Consider the following 16,846-nt stretch of genomic DNA (forward strand, 5'->3'; position numbering starts at 1 on the left):
CTGGCTCTCTCACCACGAATCGTGCATGATGCATGATTACAGTGACACCCTGCCGAAGACCACCCGGCTGGGTCAAGGCCGCGACCAGGATCCGGAGAGGACCGATGACGGACACCGTGGAGCCGCAGGACCGGCGGCTGCTCCGGCGGCAGATGCTCGCCGACGACGTGTACGAGGCGATCAAGACGATGCTGATGGACCACGTCATCCGGCCGGGCGCGCGGATCTCGATCGACGGGCTGGCGCGCGAGTTCCAGGTGTCGTCGACGCCGGTGCGGGAGGCGTTGGCGCGGCTGGAGTCGGAGGGGCTGGCGGTGAAGGAGCCGCTGAAGGGATACCGCGCGACGCCGCTGCTCTCGCTCGAGGAGTTCGACGATCTCTACAGATTCCGGCTGCTGCTCGAGCCCTGGGCGGCCCGGCGAGCGGCCGAGCTGATCGACGACCACGGCCGCGACCGGCTGCGGACCGAGCTGGCGACCGCGGTCGAGCCGACTTCGGTCGACTACGCCGGCTACAAGTCACTCACGGTCCACGACAGCCGCTTCCACCTGCTGATCGCGGCGCTGTCCGGCAGCGAACAGGTCCGCTCGGCGTTCGAGCGTACGCACTGCCACCTGCACATCTTCCGCCTGCACTACGACCGCGACATCGGCCCCGAGGTCCTCACCGAACACCGCACCCTGGTCGAAGCCATCACCTCCGGCGACCCCGCCGCCGCCGAGTCCGCCATGACCCACCACATCGAGAACTCGATGAGCCTCCGCCTCCGCAGAATCTACGAGTGACCCGCCGCCCTTTCCCGCTGGCCATCCCACCGATCCTGACGCCGTACATCCTCGACTTCCACTGGGACGTCGAGTTGCTCCACGGGCTCGATCTCCCCACAGCTGAGCTCCCGCTGTCCGACCTGGCCCATCACCTGGACCTGCCGTTCTGGCGGTACGAGCGACCTTTCCAGGTCACGCCCCGGCAGGTCGCCACTGATCCGGATCGGTATGACGAGCAGTACGCGCGGACGTTGGCCGCGGACCTCCGCCACCCGCTGGACGTCGTACGCCGACCGGACGGCCGGATCACGATTCTCGACGGAATCCACCGACTGTTACGGGCCGAATTGGAGGGGCGAGAGGTGATTGGGGTTCGGGTGTTGGAATGGGAGGACCTCGACGCGATCGCCGTACGTAGGTGAGCGTTTACTGGAGTGGGGTTCGGGCACCGGCGACGGGATGAAGGCACCGGCACTGCCCGCTCCCCGTCCGGTTCTCTGGCCGTTGCGGCCACTGGAGTCTGCGGCCGTGACCACATCGTCGGACGACAGCCGGACCGTCGTCACGATCGCCCATGCACCACTGCAACAGGTCACGCCGGACATGCTGGCCTGGTGGTACGGGCACATCCCCGGGACGATGCAGTACGCCGGTGAGACCTGGCCGCGGTATCTCGTCTGGCACCCGCTGGACCACATCACGTACGAGCTCACGACCCCCGGCGTCGTCGGTGCGGGTTCACAGCTCCGCATGACCGAGGCTCTCGGCCGTGACCTGGACAAGCTGGTCGACCTACAGGTCACGGTCGAGACGATCGACAACGAGGCGGCGATCATCTCCAAGCGGGTGCTCGGCAGCTCGATCATCCGGCTGGAGAACGAGTTCACCCGCACCAGCGCCGGCTGCCGCTACCTGACCCGGCTGACCGTCGGCGACACCACGACGCTCGGGCGGCTGTGCTTCAACTCGCTCGCCCACAAGCACGCGTTCCCACCGCCGAAGCTGGCCGCCTGGATCCGCCACCACGTCGAGGAGATCGGCAACCTGGAGAACTTCCTCCCCGACCTCTACCACTACCGCGCCGACCACGAACCCTAATCGACCTCACTCCACCGGGGCGCCGCCGTACGAGACCTCGTTGCCGTCCGGGTCGTAGAAGGTGACATGCCGGACGCCGTTCTCGTACGTCTCCCGCACCGCCGGCTCGAGTCCGCGCTCGGCGATCGCCTGGATCACAGCCTCGAAGTCCTCGACGAACAACGTGTGCTGGGCATGTCCGGCGTGCTCGGGCACCACCTCGATGTAGAGGAACTGGTGCTCCCCGACCTCCCACACCGCCTCGATGTCGTTCGGCAGAAAGCTCGGCGGTGCACCCAGCAGCTGCTCGTACCAGGCAACCGCGGCCGCGTAATCACTGACAGAGATCCCGGCAAACAGGTCCAGAGCCATAGCGGATCGTACCTAAGAACAGGAGGTAGTCCCCGGGATCACGTCGCCCGCGGTGCGCGCAGGCGACGCAACCGACCGGTGAGGGCACTACCTCCTGTCCTTAGAGTCGGGACATGAAGGTGAATCGGCTGGATCATCTGGTGCTCACCGTCGCCGACCTCGACGCGACGACCGACTTCTACGAGCGCGTGCTGGGGATGGCGGCGGTCACGTTCAAGGGTGGGCGACGCGCGCTCGCCTTCGGGACGAGCAAGATCAACCTGCACCAGGCCGGCCACGAGTTCGAACCGAAGGCCGAGCACCCCGGCGCCGGCACCGCGGATCTGTGCTTCATCGTCGACGAGCCGATCGAGCAGATACAGGCCGAGCTGATCAGCCACGGAGTCGAGATCGAGGAAGGCCCGGTCGAGCGCACTGGCGCAACCGGGCCCATCCTCAGCGTCTACCTCCGCGACCCCGACCAAAACCTCATCGAACTCAGCAACTACCTCTAGACCGGGGCGTCGCCGTGGTCGGGGATTTCTAGTTGTACGCCGCCTTGCAGGGCGGACTGGTGGGCGTAGATGCCGGGGAGGGTGTAGCGGGCGGAGACCCAGGCGTTGATCGGGGGGAGGGTCTTGTCGGCGACCGCGCGGACGAAGTCGTCGGCGAGGAAGTGGTGGGAACCCTCGTGGCCGTTGTGGAGGCCGTCGAACTCGGCCGGGAGCCGGCTGCGGTCGTGGACCGGGGAGAGACCGGAGCGGAACGCGTCCCGGAGTGCCGGGTCGACGTTCGCGAGGTCGGCGTCGTCCAGGTTGCTGCTCGGCTTGGTCTCCATCAGGTGGCTGACGTCCTCGACGCCTTCCTTGGTCTGCCAGAGCGTGGTCGTGGCGAGCTGCTCGAAGCTGCCCTCGGTCCCGAACACGCGCAGCCGGGACTCGCGGATGTGTGACGGGTACCCGACGCGGCGCATCTCGTTGGTCCGCATCACGCCGCCGTCGGCGAGCTTGAACAGCGCGGTCGCGTTGCTGAAGTCGTTGTCGAACTGGCTGACGTCCTTGTCGAAGACACCGTCGCCGCGGTCGTCCTGCACCCCGATGGCGGACACGTGCGTCGCGTGCTGCCCGGTCACCGAGAGAACGTTGCCCACGGCATGCGTCGGGTAGAGCAGGGGCGGGAACGACGCGGTCTTCTTCCAGTCGTCGCCACCGCTGTACTGGTATGCGGCGTAGAAGCCGAGATCCATGTCGTGGACGTAGTCGCCCTCGGTGTAGAACACCCGGCCGAACTCACCGGCAGCGAGCTTCTGCCGGCAGTACACCGAGGACGGGTAGTAGAAGCTGGTCTCGCCCATCATGTACGTCAGGCCGGTCTCCTTGACGAGCTCGATGATGCGGGCGATCTGGTCCGCCTCGATCGCCATCGGGACGGTCGAGTACACGTGCTTGCCGGCCTCGAGGGCCCGGATCGCCATCTCGCCGTGCAGCCACCGCTGGGTGAAGATCGCCACCGCGTCCAGGTCCGACTCGAGCATCTCCTCGAACGACGCGTGCGTGACCTTGATGCCCTGTTTGGCCGCCATCTCGGCAGTCCGTTCGGGCAGTACGTCGGTCAGCCGCACGTCGGACACGTCCGGGTGCGCGGACCACAGCCGCAGGAACGAAGGAGCGAACTGGCCGGCGCCGACCACACCGATGCTGATTCCCATGCGGACTAGGCAATCACACATTTTTCTTCCACGGAAGAACAAATTCACACGTTGGAACGTGTGACCCCGACCACGCGCCGCCACCCTCCCCCACCACTTTGAGAAGCCACCAACCATTTCGGCGTACCGAAAACGGTTGGTGGCTTCTCAAAGAGCGCCGAGACGGGGGGCGGGGGGTTAGGGGCGGTGGAGGAGGTGGGGGTTGTCGGTGGTGATGCCGCTGACGCCGAGGGCTTCCGCCTGGGTGAGGGTCTCGGCGTCGGGGACGGGCCAGGCGGTGACGGCCAGGCCGGCGGACTGGAGTTCCGCGACGCCCTCCGGGGTGAGGCCGGCGATGCCGCACAGGGCCCAGCCGGCCTCGGCCTCGCGGGCGAGCGTGAGTACGTCGGCGACGGGCGGCGTACGACCGAAGATCCGGCCCGTGGACACGTCCGGGAACGCCTGGCGGACGGCCAGCAGGATCTCCGGGTGGAACGACGTGACCAGCGTCCGCTCCGCCAGCGAGCGGTCGGCCTTCAGCGACTGCGCCAGCAGCGGTACCGCGGCCTCCGCCTTCACCTCGGTCTGGAAGCGGACGTCGATCGCGGCGACCGTCTCCGCCCAGGTCGGGACCACTTCCCCGAGTCCGGCGTCGAGCGACCGGACCTCGTCGTACGAGAGTACGGCGACCTCGCCGGACCCCGACGTGGTCCGGTCGACGGTCGCGTCGTGCATGATCACCAGCTCACCGTCGGCAGTGACCCGGAGGTCCAGCTCGATCTCGTCACACCCGTCGGCGACCGCGCGCCGGAAGGATCGCAACGTGTTCTCCGGTTCGGTCCCGAGTGCACCCCGGTGGCCGGTGATGATCACAGCACTTTCTCCTCGTAGAGTCGTTTGACTTCGTCGCCGATGGCCTCGAGCCGTTTGGCGACCGAGCCGAACACCTTCTTCGGTGCGGCGTTGTCGGCGTAGATCTGCTGCAGTCCGGTGTAGATCTGGACGTTCGCGTTCCGGCCGTAGAGCCGGATCGCGTCCTGCTGGCGGGCGTTGGCCAGCTGCGCGATCGCGACGCCGTAGTTCGGCTGCTCGGCGATCAGCTTCTTCAGCTCGGGGTCTTCGCGGGCCGCGTCCACCACCGGCAGGTAGCCGGTCTGCGTCGTCCACCAGGCGGAGTTCTCCGGGCGCGCAAGGAACGACAGGAACGTGGCGGCGGCCTGCTTGCGCTCGTCGGAGATGTTCCGCAGCATGCCGATCCCGCCACCACCGGTCGCGAGCCCGGACGCCACCTCGGACGGGATGAATCCGGCGCCGACCTTGAACTTCGCCTTGCCGGTGATGGTCTTCATGCCACCGGTCGACTCCTGGATCACGCCGACCAGCCCGTTGGCGAAGTCCGTGCTCGGGCTGCTCGCCATGTACGCCGCCCCGAGGTCGTGCACCATCGACCGCTGCCACTCACCGGCCGCGACCGCGCCGGCCTCGTCGATCGTGACGTCGAGTCCCTTCGAGTACGCGCCACCGAACTGCCACACGTTCCCCTGGAACTGCCAGTCGCCGTCGACCTTCGCGAACGCGATCGTCCGCAGCGACCGCCCGCCCGACTGCACCTTCGCCAGGTCGGGCACCCACGACCGCAGCTCACTCCAGGTCCGCGGCGCACGGTCCGGCAGCCCGGCCTTCGCGAACGCATCGCGGTTGTAGTACATGATCGGCGTACTCCGGGCGAACGGAACCGCCCAGCTCTGCCCCCTCACGACGTACTCGCCGAACAGCTTCTGCTGATAGACGCCCGGGCCGAAGCCGTCGTTGAAGTAGTTGTTCAGCGGCTCCAGCGCCTCGTTCAGGAAGAAGCGTTCCCAGGTGACGTCGGAGAGGATCGCGAGATCCGGCGCCTGCTTGGCGACCAGCGCGGCCGCGACCTTCTGGGCCACGTCGTCGTAGCTGCCCTGGAACTGCACCTCGACGTACACGTCCTGCTGGGAGTCGTTGAACTTGGCAACGAGCTTGTCGACGGCCTTGCCGTTCACCCCGCCGTACGACGTCCAGAAGACGACCCGGACGCGGTTCGCGTACTGCTTCGGGACCGTCCCGGCCGGCTGCGAGTAGATCGCGTCGACGGAGCGGTAGCCGCAGCCCGCCAGCGTCGTTCCGGCCGCGAGTCCCAGGAACATCCTGCGGCGCATGATCATGGGCATCGTCATCCCTTCAGAGCTCCCTGCGTGATGCCGCCGACGATGTAGCGCTGGGCGATCAGGAAGATCAGCAGCATCGGCGCGAGCACGAGCAGAGTGCCGGCCATGATGGTGCCCCAGGCCGCCAGGCCCTCCTCGTCCTTCAGGATCAGCAGGCCGACCGGCAGCGTCCGCATCGACGCGGTGTTGGTCACGATCAGCGGCCAGACGAAGTTGTTCCACTCCTCGACCGCGGTGATCACGACGACGGTGATCAGCATCGGCTGCGACATCGGCAGCACCACGCGCCACAACGTGCGCAGGTGTCCGGCACCGTCGACCGCGGCCGCGTCCGTCACCTCCGACGGCAGCGTGAGGAAGTGCTGCCGCATCAGGAAGGTCGCGAACGCCGACCCGATGCCGGGGATGATCAGGCCCGCGTACGTGTTGATCCAGCCGAGTGTTGCCACGGTCAAGTAGTTCGGCAGCAGCGTCACGTGACCGGGCACCATCATCGCGCCGAGCACCAGGAAGAACAGCACCTTCTTGAACGGGAACCGCAAGTACGCGAAGGCGTACGCCGTCAGCACGGCGTTGATCACCTTCAGGGCGGTCCCCACCACGGTGATGATCGTGGAGTTCAGGAAGAACCGGTCGAACGGCGCCGCCTTCCAGGCCAGGCTGAAGTTCTCCCAGGTGAAGTGCGGCCACCACGCCGGCGGCCACTGATAGATCTCGGTCGGCTGCTTGAACGCCGTCGACAGCAGCCAGTACAGCGGTCCGAGGAACACGGCCGCCACACCGACCAGTACGACGTACTGGATCGCGCGCACCTTCATCGGTAATGCACCCGCCTCTCCATCACCCGGGCCTGCACCGCGGTGACGACCAGCAGGACGACGAACATGATGATCGACAGCGTCGCCGCGCGGCCCGCGTTGAACGCCTGGAAGCCCTCGTTGTAGATCGACCAGCTCAGCGTGGTGGTGGCATCACCAGGGCCACCACCGGTCATCACGGCGATCACGTCGAAGGCCTGGAAGGTCCCGATCACCGTGGTGATCAGGAGGAAGAAGGTGATCGGGGCAAGCAACGGGAGCTTGATGGCCCGGAACCGGGTCCACGTCGAAGCGCCGTCGATCGCGGCCGCCTCGTCGAGCTCCTTCGGCAGTCCCTGCAGACCGGCCAGGTAGATCAGCGCGGCGAAGCCGACGTTCTTCCACAGGTAGACGATGACGAGACCCGGGAGCGCCCAGTCGGAGTTGTTCATCCAGTCCGGCGGCTCGGCGCCGAACGGCTCGATCAGCGCCCGCATCAGGCCGTAGCCGGGGTCGAAGATGAACAGCCAGATGGTCGCGACCGCGGCACCGGACAGGATGTGCGGCGCGAAGGCGAGCGTCCGGACCGCGCCGCGTCCCTTCAAAGGAAGGTTGAACAGCAAGGCCAGCGCCAGCCCGATCACCAGGCTGCCGGCCACGATCAGGCCGGTGAACACGATGGTGATCCACAGGGTCTTGTGGAACGCCGGGTCGGTCAGCGTACGGCCGTAGTTCGCCAGCCCGACGAACTTCGGCCGGGCCGCGATCATGTTCCAGTCGGTCAGGCTCAGGAAGGCGTTGTAGATGATCGGCCAGTACGCGAAGACGGCGATCACCAGCAGGTTCGGCGCCACCAGCAAGGCGAACAGCCCGTACTCGCGCCGCCGCCTCCGCCGTCGCTGGTCGCTGCCGGCGGCCGGCTTGCGTTCGTCCGGTTGAGTCCGGACCGGCAGGTCCAGTGCGGTCACACCGACCTCCTCGGGGTTGTTGGGGAGAGCAACTCGACAAGAGCGACGGCCAGCGAGGGGGCTGCCGCCAAAACGCCATCCGGGAGCGCGGTCCCGGGTCCGCCGACGATTCCCGCGCCGGCCTCGCGTGCGATCAGTGCGCCGGCCGCGATGTCCCACGGCTGGATCACGTGTTCGTAGTACGCGTCCGCCGTACCGTCGGCGACCGAGCACAGATCAAGAGCGGCCGATCCGCCGCGACGCACATCCCGTACGGCGGGCAGCACGCGGCGGAGGTGATCAGCCTGTTCGGCCCGTCGATCGGACAGGTAAGAGAAGCCTGTGCTGACCAGGGCGGCGGCGAGTTCGACCTTGCGCGGCGGGCCGAGGACGACGTCGTCGCGGTGTGCGCCACCACCGCGGATCGCGGACCAGGTGATGCCGGTCCGAGGTTGGTGAACCACGCCGGCCAGTGCACCGGCTTCGTCCCGCACCGCGATGGAGACACACCAGTCCACGCGGCCGTAGAGGTAGTTGACCGTGCCGTCCAGCGGGTCGATCACCCAGGTGAGTCCGGTCTCCGACGTACGCGCGGCGCCCTCTTCACCGAGCAGGCCGTCGCCGGGTCGGGCCGTCGTGATCCCGTCGGTGATCAGCTTCTCGGATGCACGGTCGGCAGCGCTGACCGGATCACTCGCGGAGCTTTTGGTCTCGACACCGGCGGCATCGATCGACAGACTCCGTTGGCGTGCCAGCAACTCCTCGCCGGCCGCGAACGCCAGCCTGACGGCCAGCGCGCGCAGTTCAGTGAGGGGCGGAGTGTTAAGCACGCGGTGAAATTATCACCGTTTGATGGTTAGGTATAGACAATCAATGTGATTTTCTCACCAAGATCACATCGACGAGCAGGATGGCCGCGATCCCGCCGACCAGCAGGCCGAGGCGGTGGAGGCCGGCATCGGTGGCCGGGCCGGCGAAGACCAGCGCGATGGCGGCCGCCGCCAGGTTGGCTCCGACGTACTGCGACGTACGAAACAGACCGGCCGCGGCACCGGCGGCCTCAGGCGGGGCGGCGCTGTAGACGGCCAGCTGGTTGCCGAGTCCGTTGAAGCCGTTGGGGATACCCAGCACCGCGCAGATCAGGACCAGGACGGCGATCGGCGTACCGGCGTGGACACCGAAGGCGAGCGCGGCGCCGCCGACCAGGAGGCCGGCGGATCCGATCATCAGCAGGAGCCGCGGGCCGTGGCGACGGGCGAGCCTGGTCGCGACGGCGACGGTGACCGCGCCCAGGGCTGCGATCGGGAGCACGACCAGGCCGACCTGCATCGGATCGAGTCCGCGGCCTTGCTCGAGCCAGCCCGGGAGACCGTAGAAGATCGCGTAGAACGCGACGTAGGTGAGCATCGTGCGCAGGTAGCCGAGGGAGAGCGGTGCGCTGCGGGCGAGGAGCCGTACGTCGACGAACGGCGTGGCGGCACGGCGTTCCCACAGGACGAAGAGAACGGCGAGCGGGATCGCTGCCGCGAGCAACCACCAGGTCGGGTGGCCGGCCAGCGAGAGCAGGATCAGCATCACCGAGGTCATCGCCAGCGTGAACAGGAACAGGCCGGTCAGGTCGATCTCGCGCCACAGCTTGCGGCCGTCGTCGGCCGGTCGCGGCGGATCGGCCGGGACGAGACGCAGGACGAAGAACGCGGCGATCGCTGAGACGGGCAGGTTGACCAAGAAGATCGCCTGCCAGTCGAAGGCACCGACCAGGAAGCCGCCGACACTCGGACCGAGCGCGGCGGAGGTCTGGGCGAAGACCGAGATCAATCCGAGCGCGCCGACCGCGGAGGCCTTCCGGCGGTCGGCGATCCGCCGGATCATCGCGACGCCGGACGGGAACTGCGCCCCGGTCCCGATGCCGAGCAGCACCCGCGCCGCGATCAGCCAGCCAAGATTCGGGGCCAACGGCGCCAGCGCCGACACCACAGCCACCAGCCCGAGCCCGGCCAGGAACACGCGCCGCGCACCCAGCAGGTCGGCCAATCGCCCCGCCGTCGGTGCGGCGACGGCTGTCGCGAGGTAGAGGCCAGAAACCAGCCACTGGGTCTCGCTGCCCGCGTGGAAGTCATTCCCGATCGCCACCAGGGCGACCGCGATCATCGACGAGTTGAGCGGCTGCAGCAGCGTGCCCAACCCGACCGAGGCCGCGTACTTCGCCGGCAGCCCAGGCTGGACCTGAACCTCCGCGGCAGCGCGCGGCTCTTCGACGACCTTGGTCATTCGTGGACCTCGGACAGTTTGTCCATCAGGCCGGCGGCGAGGCGGAGCAGGTCGCGCTCGGTGGGGGTCAGAGTGCTCTCCATCGCCTGGGCGAGGAAGCTGTCGCGGCGGCGCCGGTCCTCGCGGACCAGCGTCGTCCCGGCCGGAGTGATCTTCAGCAGCACCTGACGCCGGTCGGTCGGATTATCAGCACGGCTGATGAGTTCGGTGCCGACCAGGTCCGCGGTCGCGCGCATCATCGTCTGGGGAGTGACGCGCTCGGCGGCCGCCAGGTCGGCGTTCGTCATCGGGCCTTCCCGCTCGAGCCAGCCCAGCACGTTCAGCTGGGAATAGCTCAGCTCTCCCTCGGGTCGCTCCTGACGCAGCCGCCGGACCAGCCGGAACAGGCTGGTCCGGATCTCGTGGGCAGCGGCATCAGCGGAAGTCATACCATCAGCATAGCTGATGGTCTCAATCGTCGTCCTCGTCGTTCCGGAGCCGGACCCCGGTCACCCCGTCCAGATCGTCGAGCGCGAGGACGAGGTTCTGCAGCGGCGGGCGCCCGCGGAACCGCATCGAGGCCCGGACCTGCGGCCGGTTACCGTCCCGGTGCACCTCGGTGCCGAGCACCGACGCCTCGAAGCCCATCGACGTCGCGGTCCCCAGGATCGACCGCAGTACGCCGGCGCCGTCGTCGTACCGCACGGTGACGGTCCGACGACGATCCGGTGACGGCAGCAGCTGGCCCAGCCGGGCGAATGGCCCGACCGCGACGAGATGGAGCACTGTCGCGGCGACCGCAAGCACCGGCATTCCGGCGCCGCAGGCCATCCCGATCGCGGCGGTCATCCAGATCGTCGCGGCGGTGGTCAGCCCGCGGACCACGTCGCGGCGCATGAAGATCACCCCGGCCCCGAGGAAGCCGACGCCCGAGACGATCTGGGCCGCGATTCGCGACGGGTCGAGGTTGACGTCGGTCCCGAGGACGGCGCTGAAGCCGAAGCCCGACACGAGCGTGAACAGCGCGGCCCCGGTGCCGACGAGCGTGTGCGTCCGCATTCCCGCACTCTTCTGCCGGACCTGCCGCTCGATGCCGATGACCATCGACAGCACGAACGCGATCAGGAGCAGCAGGAGCTCGGTCCAGGTGGTTGATGTTGCGAGTTTCATGATGTTCGACCAGTTCCCCGACTACGCGGAAACCAGTCCCAGAGGGTCCTTTCCGGCAAGGTAGGCGGCGACCGCCTCGGCAGCGATCGAGCCGGCCCGGAGGGCGGTCTGCTTGGTCGCGCCGGCGAGGTGCGGTGTCATCACCACGTTGGGCGCGGTGAGTAACCGGGAGCCGGCCGGGACCGGCTCGGCCGGGAACACGTCGAACGCCGCCGCCCCCAGCTGACCGGACTCCAGCGCGTCCACGGTCGCGTCGTAGTCGAGCAGGCCGCCACGCGCTGTGTTCACGAGTACGGCGCCGCGCGGCATCATCGCGATCTGGTCGGCACCGATCAGGCCGCGGGTCTGGTCGGTCAGCCGGGCGTGCAGACTGACCACATCGGACCGTCGCAGCAGCTCGTCGAGCTCGACCAGCTCGATGCCTTCAGGAGCCTTGTCGATGTAGGGATCGGCGACCAGAACGTGCGCGCCGAAGGCAAGCATCACCCGGGCGACGCGTTGGCCGATCGCGCCGTACCCGACCAGGCCGACGGTCGCACCGTCGAGCTCCAGGCCGCATTCGTCGTACGCGTAGAGGTCGCTGCGCCACTCGCCCTGCTCCAGCGTCCGCTGCAGCCGGGGAAGGTTGCGCAGGGCACCCATCATCAGCGCGACCGCGTGCTCGGCGGCGGCGACCGCATTGCGTCCAGGCGTGGAGGCGACCATGATCCCGCGCTTGGTTGCCGCAGGCACGTTCACGTTGACCGGGCCACCACGGCAGACGACCAGGAACCGCAGGTCAGGTGCGTTGTCCAGCACTCGTTCGGTGAACGGGCCCATCTGGGTGACCGCCAGCTCGACTCCGGACAGCGCCTCGATCAACTGGTCCTCGGCATCGCTCGCCTCGTCCACCTCGGCCACCCGCCGGTACGGCGTGAGCGGCCAGGGCAGGGTGACCTCGCGGAAGTCGAAGCTGACGTGCTCGAGGGAGGACAATGCTGTGGCGAGGAGTTCGTTGCGGACGAAGTGGTCACCGGCAAGCAATGTCGTGATGGTTCTCATCGAACTCCTGAATCAAAGGTTGGTGCTGGGTCGGACCAGCGCGGGCGGGCTGCCTCGATCCTGCGCAGGTAGTGGGCGTATCCCTCGGCGTAGAACTCCGCGCGGGCGGGATCGGGATCGACCTGACGCGTCTCGGCGATCCACTCCGGTCCGGCACTGTCCGGATCGATCGCGCGCCGCGCGCAGATCACCGCACCCCGCGCGGCGACCTGCTCGGCCTCGGCTGTGTGCAGTGGCGCGTTGAGCACGTCCGCGAGGATCTGGGTCCACTCCTTGCTGCGGGCGCCTCCGCCGCAGACCGTCACCCGGCCGGTCCACCCGGCCGCGTCCAGGCAGTGGCGAGCGGCGTACGCGATGCCTTCACAGGTCGCGCGGACCAGGTCGGCCGTCGTCGTGGACAGCGAGATCCCGTCGATCGTGCCGCGGGCCCGGGTGTCCACGAAGGGCGCGCGCTCGCCGGCTTCGGACAGATAGGGCAGGACGGTCACGCCTTGTGCGCCGACCGGGCTCTCCGCGAGCAACGCGGGCAGTTGGCCGGTGCCGACGCCGACGAGTGCGAGGACTCGGTCGAGAGCCGCCGTACCGACCATCGCGGGCATCGCGCGGAGCCAGACGCCTGGTGTCCACGTGCCGAGGAACAATCCAGCGGGCTCGCCGTCGACGGGTAGCTCGCGGGTGACCACTTGGCAGGCGAGCGTCGTACCGACGGTCAGCAGGGCGTCGCCGGGCTCGTCGACGCCCGCTCCGGCGGCTGCGGCCGGAAGGTCGTACGGGCCGGCGGAGACTCTGGTGCCACGAGCCATGCCGGTCGAGTCGCCGCGCAGTTCGCCGACTGGTCCGGCCGGCTCCACAGGTGCCAGCAAGTGCTTCAGCTCCGACAGGCCGGTCGCCTTCAGCGCCTCGTCGTCGTACTGGTTCGTGCGTGGGTCGAGGAACGGTGCGGACGAGTCCGACACGTCCGTCGCGCGGACCCCGGTGAGGTTCTGCATCACGACGTCCTTGCAGTACGCCGCTGTGCCGGCGCGGGCGATCACCTCCGGCTCCTCCGCGAGTACGGCGGCCAGCAGCGGACCGGAGGCACCCGGGAACATCCGGTTGCCGGAGCGCCGGAACACTCGCTCGGCGACACCGTCGGAGGTCCAGCGCTCGAGGATCGCGCTGCTGCGCGCGTCCAGCCACGAGATCGCCGGGCGGGCCGCCGTACCGCCCGGATCGACCAGCCAGAGACCGTCGCCCTGCGCGGTGATCGCCAGGACACCAGGCCGGTCCCCCACGGTGCCGGCCAGCTCACCGACCACCTCGTTGACCGAGGCAACGATCTCCGCGGTCTCGTGCTCGAACCGGCCTGTCCCGGGCCGGACCAGCCGGGTCGGCCGGGACGCCTCGGCCACCGGCCGGCCGGCCTCGTCGAACGCGACAGCCTTGGTGACGGTGGTACCGACGTCAACTCCGACGTCCATCATCGCTCCCTACCACCCCGGCCGCCGCACGTCCGGGGTCCTCAGAGTTTGGCTACCTCCACGGTGGCGCCGTGGTCGCGCAACGAAGTGATCAGGTCTTGCGGGGTCTTCTCGTCCACCACCACGACGTCGAAGTCGGTGAGCGGCGCGAGCCGGTGCAGGGCGGTCCGCTGCAGCTTGGCGTGGTCGACCAGCAGCACCTTGGTCTTCGCCGAGCGCAGCATCGCCCGCTTCACCAGGACGATCTCCTCCTCCTGGTGGAACGCGTGCGTCGCCGACACCGCGGACACCGAGCAGAACAGCAGGTCGGTGTGCAGCGCCTCGACCGCCTCCGCGCACGGCATCCCGCCGAACGAGTCGTGCGTCGCGGAGTAGATCCCGCCGAGCGCGAGCAGGGTGATGTCGCGCAGCTGGGTCAGCTTGCTGATCGCGGGCAGGAAGTTCGTTGCCACGGTCAACGGAGTGATGTCCTCGAACAGGTCGACCAGGGCCAGCGCGCTGGTCGAGTCGTCGAGCATCACCGACATCCCGGGCTCGATCATCGCCCGGGCGTGCCGGGCCAGCGCCGCCTTCTCGGCGGTCGCCGTGTTCAGCCGGTACGCCACGTTGCTCTCGAACACGCTCGTCGGCTGCGCACTGACGCCGCCGCGGTACTTGCGCACCACGCCTTGCCGCTCGAGCTCGTCGAGGTCGCGGTGCACCGTCATCACGCTCACCCCGAACGCCTCGACCAGATCGTTGGCCGAGACCGAGCCGTGCTCGACGACGTAGGCCGCGATCTCGGCCTGCCGCCGGGCGGGACGGCTCAGTTCGGTGGTGTCACCGTCGACATCCGATGTCATGCCAGGGTCTCCATTCGCGCAGGAGGAATCACAGGGGGAACGTTGTACGCCTCGAGACCCACTGTGCCGTCCTGCCACCGGAAACGCACCAGCGCCGCGGGACCGAGCGCAGGTAGCAGTCTGCGGTAGTCGTTCAAACGCAGTCCGAGCGCCCTGCACACGAGCAGCCTGATGAGAGTGTTGTGCGCGACGACGAGCACCTTCTTGCCCTCGTTCCGCCGCCCGATCTCCTGGAAGACGTCGCACACCCGATCGGCCGCTTCGACGGGAGGTTCACCGCCCGGGAAGTGATCGCGGACCGGGTCCAGCTGGAACGCCTTGGCCACGGCGGGCGGGAGTTCGCTGAGCATCTTGCCCTCGGCCGAACCGAAGTCGACCTCGCGCAGCCGCGCGTCCAGCCTCGGCTCCAGCCCGAGGGCCCGCGCCGTCGGCCCGACGGTCTGCCGGGCCCGGAGCATCGGCGAGCACCACAGCGCGTCCGGCGCGTAGTCGGTCGCCCAGTCCTTGAGTTGCTGCGCCTGCCGTACGCCGACGTCGTCGATCGGAAGGTCCGTGGAACCCGTGTACCGGTTGCCGTGGTGCCATTCGGTCCGCCCGTGCCGGGCCAGGACGATCGTGGTCCTCATCCGCGGTACCCCCGGCGATCCAGCTCGGCCACGAACTCGCCGTACAGCTCATCGAGCGGCTGCTTGCGCGGTTCGAGAACGTGGTCCACGCGGACCATTCTTCGCGCGGTCGCGGTGAGCTCGTTTCCACCCGACGCGGCGAGGACTGCCATGCCGTACGCCGGATCCGGGACGGCCGGGAGCTCGACCGGTACGCCGAGGACGTCGGAGCGGAGCTGATTCCAGTAGCCGCTGCGGATGGCGCCGCCGGTGAGCGAGACCGAGCTCACGGGGTCGGCGCCGAGGGACTCGAGGTGCTCGAGCGCGAGGCGCTCGATGAAGGCGACCCCTTGCAGGACGGCGGCGTACGTGTGCAGGTCGTCGGGGGTCGCGCCGAGGGTGAAGCGCTCGGCTCGGGGCGCGACGAAGGGGAATCGCTCGCCGGTCTTGGTGAGGGGGTAGATGACTGCGTCGATGGGGCCGAGTTTGCGGGCAGCGGTGTCGAACGCGTCGAGGTCGGCGCCCGGAAGGAGCTCGGTGAGTACGCCGGCGCCGGTGCTGGACGCGCCACCCGGGAGCCAGCCGCCGTCCGGGTGCCGGTGGCTGTAGACGGCACCGGTCGGGTCGTCGAGGAGGTCTTTGCTGACGCCTTTGAGAACGAGCGTCGTACCGAGGACCGAGTTCCAGGCGCCGGGGGCGAGGGCACCGGCGGCGATCTGGGCGGCGCAGCCGTCGGTCATCCCGGCGTAGACCGGGACGCCGGCGGGCGTGCGGCCAAGCTCGGTGCCGGGCAGGACGACTTCGGGGAAGGCGGTGAGCGGCAGGCCGAGTTTGTCGAAGGCGGTGGTCGGCCAGGTGTCGGCGATCAGGTCGTAGCCGGTCTTGAGGGCGTGACTGGTGTCTGTGGCGACGGGGTGACCGACCAGGTGGGCCGCGACGAAGTCTGCGCTGTGGACGACGCGGTGGTTCGTCAGGTCGTAGCCGTCTGCGACCAGCGCGAGGATCTTCGGGAGCGCCCAGGTGGGTTGCATCGCGGTCGACCAGCGGTCCGGATCGGCGTCCACGATGCGGTCGCGACGATCGGCCGCGCGGGCGTCGTCGTACATGAGTGCGGGGGTGACCGGACGGCCGTTCAGATCCGTGAGGAGGAAAGTGCCGGAGGTCGAGCAGATGGCGATGCCGTCGGCGGGGCCTTCGGTGACCTCGGCCAGGACCGCGTCGACCGCATCGAGCCAGGACTGGGGATCCTGCTCGTGCCGCACACCGTCGCGGCGGCTGGTCAGCGGCCGGGTTGCACGAGCCAGAACAGCGCCGTTGGCATCGGCCAGGATGGCGCGCACACTTTGGGTACCGAGGTCGAGACCGATCCAGCCGGGTCCTGCCACGTCTCGCCTCCCAGGTGAGTGTTATCTACGTTGATAACATAACACCAGATAACGATAAGAACGCGCCAGCCCCCGTCCGAACCCGGCCACCACAGGCCGATCTCGGCCCACCGCTCGGCCGGAAAGCGGGGCCCTGGAGAGGAACCGGGGACTCACCACAGGTTATTTCGGCTCTCCTGCTTGATGTGTGGGTGATCTGTCCGCGCCTGGCGCGGACTGGCCGCCGTCGGTCCGCGGGGACGCCACCAGCACAAGGGGTTGCCCGTTCAGTT

General features: G+C 68.6%; 19 protein-coding genes. 4 read left to right on the plus strand and 15 right to left on the minus strand.

Features of this window, described 5'->3' with window-relative positions; all coding sequences use genetic code 11:
- The first annotated feature begins 104 nt into the window (after positions 1-104).
- The 3 genes from ACZ3HV_RS10090 to ACZ3HV_RS10100 all read left to right on the plus strand — a co-directional run bounded on the left by ACZ3HV_RS10090 (position 105) and on the right by ACZ3HV_RS10100 (position 1,865).
- Complete coding sequence (locus ACZ3HV_RS10090) at positions 105-785, plus strand: GntR family transcriptional regulator (RefSeq protein WP_465682763.1); 681 nt, start codon at positions 105-107, stop codon at positions 783-785.
- Entirely contained in the window at positions 782-1,189 is a 408-nt protein-coding gene (locus ACZ3HV_RS10095; protein ID WP_465682765.1) for a ParB N-terminal domain-containing protein, read from the plus strand. The genes ACZ3HV_RS10090 and ACZ3HV_RS10095 overlap by 4 nt, the downstream gene beginning before the upstream one ends.
- A gap of 106 nt (positions 1,190-1,295) precedes the next feature.
- Complete coding sequence (locus ACZ3HV_RS10100; protein WP_465682767.1) at positions 1,296-1,865, plus strand: hypothetical protein; 570 nt, start codon at positions 1,296-1,298, stop codon at positions 1,863-1,865.
- Between the two features lie 6 nt (positions 1,866-1,871).
- Here the strand turns inward: ACZ3HV_RS10100 and ACZ3HV_RS10105 are convergent, their stop codons facing one another.
- On the minus strand, positions 1,872-2,216 hold the full coding sequence (locus ACZ3HV_RS10105; protein WP_465682769.1) for a VOC family protein: 345 nt from the start codon (positions 2,214-2,216) through the stop codon (positions 1,872-1,874).
- Between the two features lie 113 nt (positions 2,217-2,329).
- Between ACZ3HV_RS10105 and ACZ3HV_RS10110 the strand changes: the two genes are divergently transcribed.
- The gene (locus ACZ3HV_RS10110) at positions 2,330-2,710 is read left to right on the plus strand and encodes a VOC family protein (protein WP_465682771.1); all 381 of its coding nucleotides are present in this window, start codon (positions 2,330-2,332) and stop codon (positions 2,708-2,710) included.
- Here the strand turns inward: ACZ3HV_RS10110 and ACZ3HV_RS10115 are convergent.
- The 14 genes from ACZ3HV_RS10115 to ACZ3HV_RS10180 form a co-directional block, all read right to left on the minus strand.
- Entirely contained in the window at positions 2,707-3,903 is a 1,197-nt protein-coding gene (locus tag ACZ3HV_RS10115; RefSeq protein ID WP_465682773.1) for a Gfo/Idh/MocA family protein, read from the minus strand. The two genes, ACZ3HV_RS10110 and ACZ3HV_RS10115, sit on opposite strands and share 4 nt — an antisense overlap.
- Positions 3,904-4,080: 177 nt before the next feature.
- The gene (locus tag ACZ3HV_RS10120) at positions 4,081-4,755 is read right to left on the minus strand and encodes a glycerophosphodiester phosphodiesterase (RefSeq protein ID WP_465682775.1); all 675 of its coding nucleotides are present in this window, start codon (positions 4,753-4,755) and stop codon (positions 4,081-4,083) included.
- Positions 4,752-6,086 (minus strand): ABC transporter substrate-binding protein, encoded by a 1,335-nt coding sequence (locus ACZ3HV_RS10125; protein WP_465682777.1) that lies wholly within the window; start codon positions 6,084-6,086, stop codon positions 4,752-4,754. Before ACZ3HV_RS10125 ends, ACZ3HV_RS10120 begins: the two co-directional genes overlap by 4 nt.
- Complete coding sequence (locus ACZ3HV_RS10130; protein ID WP_465682779.1) at positions 6,083-6,895, minus strand: carbohydrate ABC transporter permease; 813 nt, start codon at positions 6,893-6,895, stop codon at positions 6,083-6,085. The genes ACZ3HV_RS10125 and ACZ3HV_RS10130 overlap by 4 nt, the downstream gene beginning before the upstream one ends.
- Positions 6,892-7,842 carry a carbohydrate ABC transporter permease gene (locus tag ACZ3HV_RS10135; RefSeq protein ID WP_465682781.1) on the minus strand — a complete coding sequence of 317 codons (951 nt, stop codon included), beginning with the start codon at positions 7,840-7,842 and terminating at the stop codon, positions 6,892-6,894. Before ACZ3HV_RS10135 ends, ACZ3HV_RS10130 begins: the two co-directional genes overlap by 4 nt.
- Positions 7,839-8,651, minus strand: a complete 813-nt coding sequence (locus ACZ3HV_RS10140; RefSeq protein WP_465682783.1) for an inositol monophosphatase family protein — start codon at positions 8,649-8,651, stop codon at positions 7,839-7,841. Before ACZ3HV_RS10140 ends, ACZ3HV_RS10135 begins: the two co-directional genes overlap by 4 nt.
- A gap of 40 nt (positions 8,652-8,691) precedes the next feature.
- Complete coding sequence (locus ACZ3HV_RS10145) at positions 8,692-10,092, minus strand: MFS transporter (RefSeq protein ID WP_465682785.1); 1,401 nt, start codon at positions 10,090-10,092, stop codon at positions 8,692-8,694.
- The gene (locus tag ACZ3HV_RS10150) at positions 10,089-10,520 is read right to left on the minus strand and encodes a MarR family winged helix-turn-helix transcriptional regulator (RefSeq protein WP_465682787.1); all 432 of its coding nucleotides are present in this window, start codon (positions 10,518-10,520) and stop codon (positions 10,089-10,091) included. Before ACZ3HV_RS10150 ends, ACZ3HV_RS10145 begins: the two co-directional genes overlap by 4 nt.
- 22 nt (positions 10,521-10,542) lie before the next feature.
- Entirely contained in the window at positions 10,543-11,241 is a 699-nt protein-coding gene (locus ACZ3HV_RS10155; RefSeq protein ID WP_465682789.1) for an MgtC/SapB family protein, read from the minus strand.
- 21 nt (positions 11,242-11,262) lie between these two features.
- On the minus strand, positions 11,263-12,282 hold the full coding sequence (locus ACZ3HV_RS10160; protein WP_465682791.1) for a 2-hydroxyacid dehydrogenase: 1,020 nt from the start codon (positions 12,280-12,282) through the stop codon (positions 11,263-11,265).
- Complete coding sequence (locus ACZ3HV_RS10165) at positions 12,279-13,742, minus strand: FGGY family carbohydrate kinase (protein WP_465682793.1); 1,464 nt, start codon at positions 13,740-13,742, stop codon at positions 12,279-12,281. Before ACZ3HV_RS10165 ends, ACZ3HV_RS10160 begins: the two co-directional genes overlap by 4 nt.
- 41 nt (positions 13,743-13,783) lie before the next feature.
- Positions 13,784-14,584, minus strand: coding sequence for a DeoR/GlpR family DNA-binding transcription regulator (locus ACZ3HV_RS10170; protein WP_360366317.1), 801 nt, complete (start codon positions 14,582-14,584; stop codon positions 13,784-13,786).
- A complete protein-coding gene (locus ACZ3HV_RS10175) occupies positions 14,581-15,210 on the minus strand; it encodes a histidine phosphatase family protein (RefSeq protein WP_465682796.1) in 630 nt (209 codons plus the stop codon). Before ACZ3HV_RS10175 ends, ACZ3HV_RS10170 begins: the two co-directional genes overlap by 4 nt.
- Positions 15,207-16,574 (minus strand): FGGY-family carbohydrate kinase, encoded by a 1,368-nt coding sequence (locus ACZ3HV_RS10180; RefSeq protein WP_465682798.1) that lies wholly within the window; start codon positions 16,572-16,574, stop codon positions 15,207-15,209. Before ACZ3HV_RS10180 ends, ACZ3HV_RS10175 begins: the two co-directional genes overlap by 4 nt.
- Positions 16,575-16,846 lie beyond the last annotated feature (272 nt).

The organism is Kribbella sp. NPDC020701 (assembly GCF_055562215.1).

Bases quoted from the DNA above. Each gene is read 5' to 3' on its own strand.
- ACZ3HV_RS10090 (WP_465682763.1), top strand. From the start codon at position 105: ATGACGGACACCGTGGAGCCGCAGGACCGGCGGCTGCTCCGGCGGCAG.
- ACZ3HV_RS10105 (WP_465682769.1), bottom strand. From the start codon at position 2,216: ATGGCTCTGGACCTGTTTGCCGGGATCTCTGTCAGTGATTACGCGGCC.
- ACZ3HV_RS10110 (WP_465682771.1), top strand. From the start codon at position 2,330: ATGAAGGTGAATCGGCTGGATCATCTGGTGCTCACCGTCGCCGACCTC.
- ACZ3HV_RS10115 (WP_465682773.1), bottom strand. From the start codon at position 3,903: ATGGGAATCAGCATCGGTGTGGTCGGCGCCGGCCAGTTCGCTCCTTCG.
- ACZ3HV_RS10125 (WP_465682777.1), bottom strand. From the start codon at position 6,086: ATGACGATGCCCATGATCATGCGCCGCAGGATGTTCCTGGGACTCGCG.
- ACZ3HV_RS10130 (WP_465682779.1), bottom strand. From the start codon at position 6,895: ATGAAGGTGCGCGCGATCCAGTACGTCGTACTGGTCGGTGTGGCGGCC.
- ACZ3HV_RS10145 (WP_465682785.1), bottom strand. From the start codon at position 10,092: ATGACCAAGGTCGTCGAAGAGCCGCGCGCTGCCGCGGAGGTTCAGGTC.
- ACZ3HV_RS10150 (WP_465682787.1), bottom strand. From the start codon at position 10,520: ATGACTTCCGCTGATGCCGCTGCCCACGAGATCCGGACCAGCCTGTTC.
- ACZ3HV_RS10155 (WP_465682789.1), bottom strand. From the start codon at position 11,241: ATGAAACTCGCAACATCAACCACCTGGACCGAGCTCCTGCTGCTCCTG.
- ACZ3HV_RS10160 (WP_465682791.1), bottom strand. From the start codon at position 12,282: ATGAGAACCATCACGACATTGCTTGCCGGTGACCACTTCGTCCGCAAC.
- ACZ3HV_RS10165 (WP_465682793.1), bottom strand. From the start codon at position 13,742: ATGGACGTCGGAGTTGACGTCGGTACCACCGTCACCAAGGCTGTCGCG.
- ACZ3HV_RS10170 (WP_360366317.1), bottom strand. From the start codon at position 14,584: ATGACATCGGATGTCGACGGTGACACCACCGAACTGAGCCGTCCCGCC.
- ACZ3HV_RS10175 (WP_465682796.1), bottom strand. From the start codon at position 15,210: ATGAGGACCACGATCGTCCTGGCCCGGCACGGGCGGACCGAATGGCAC.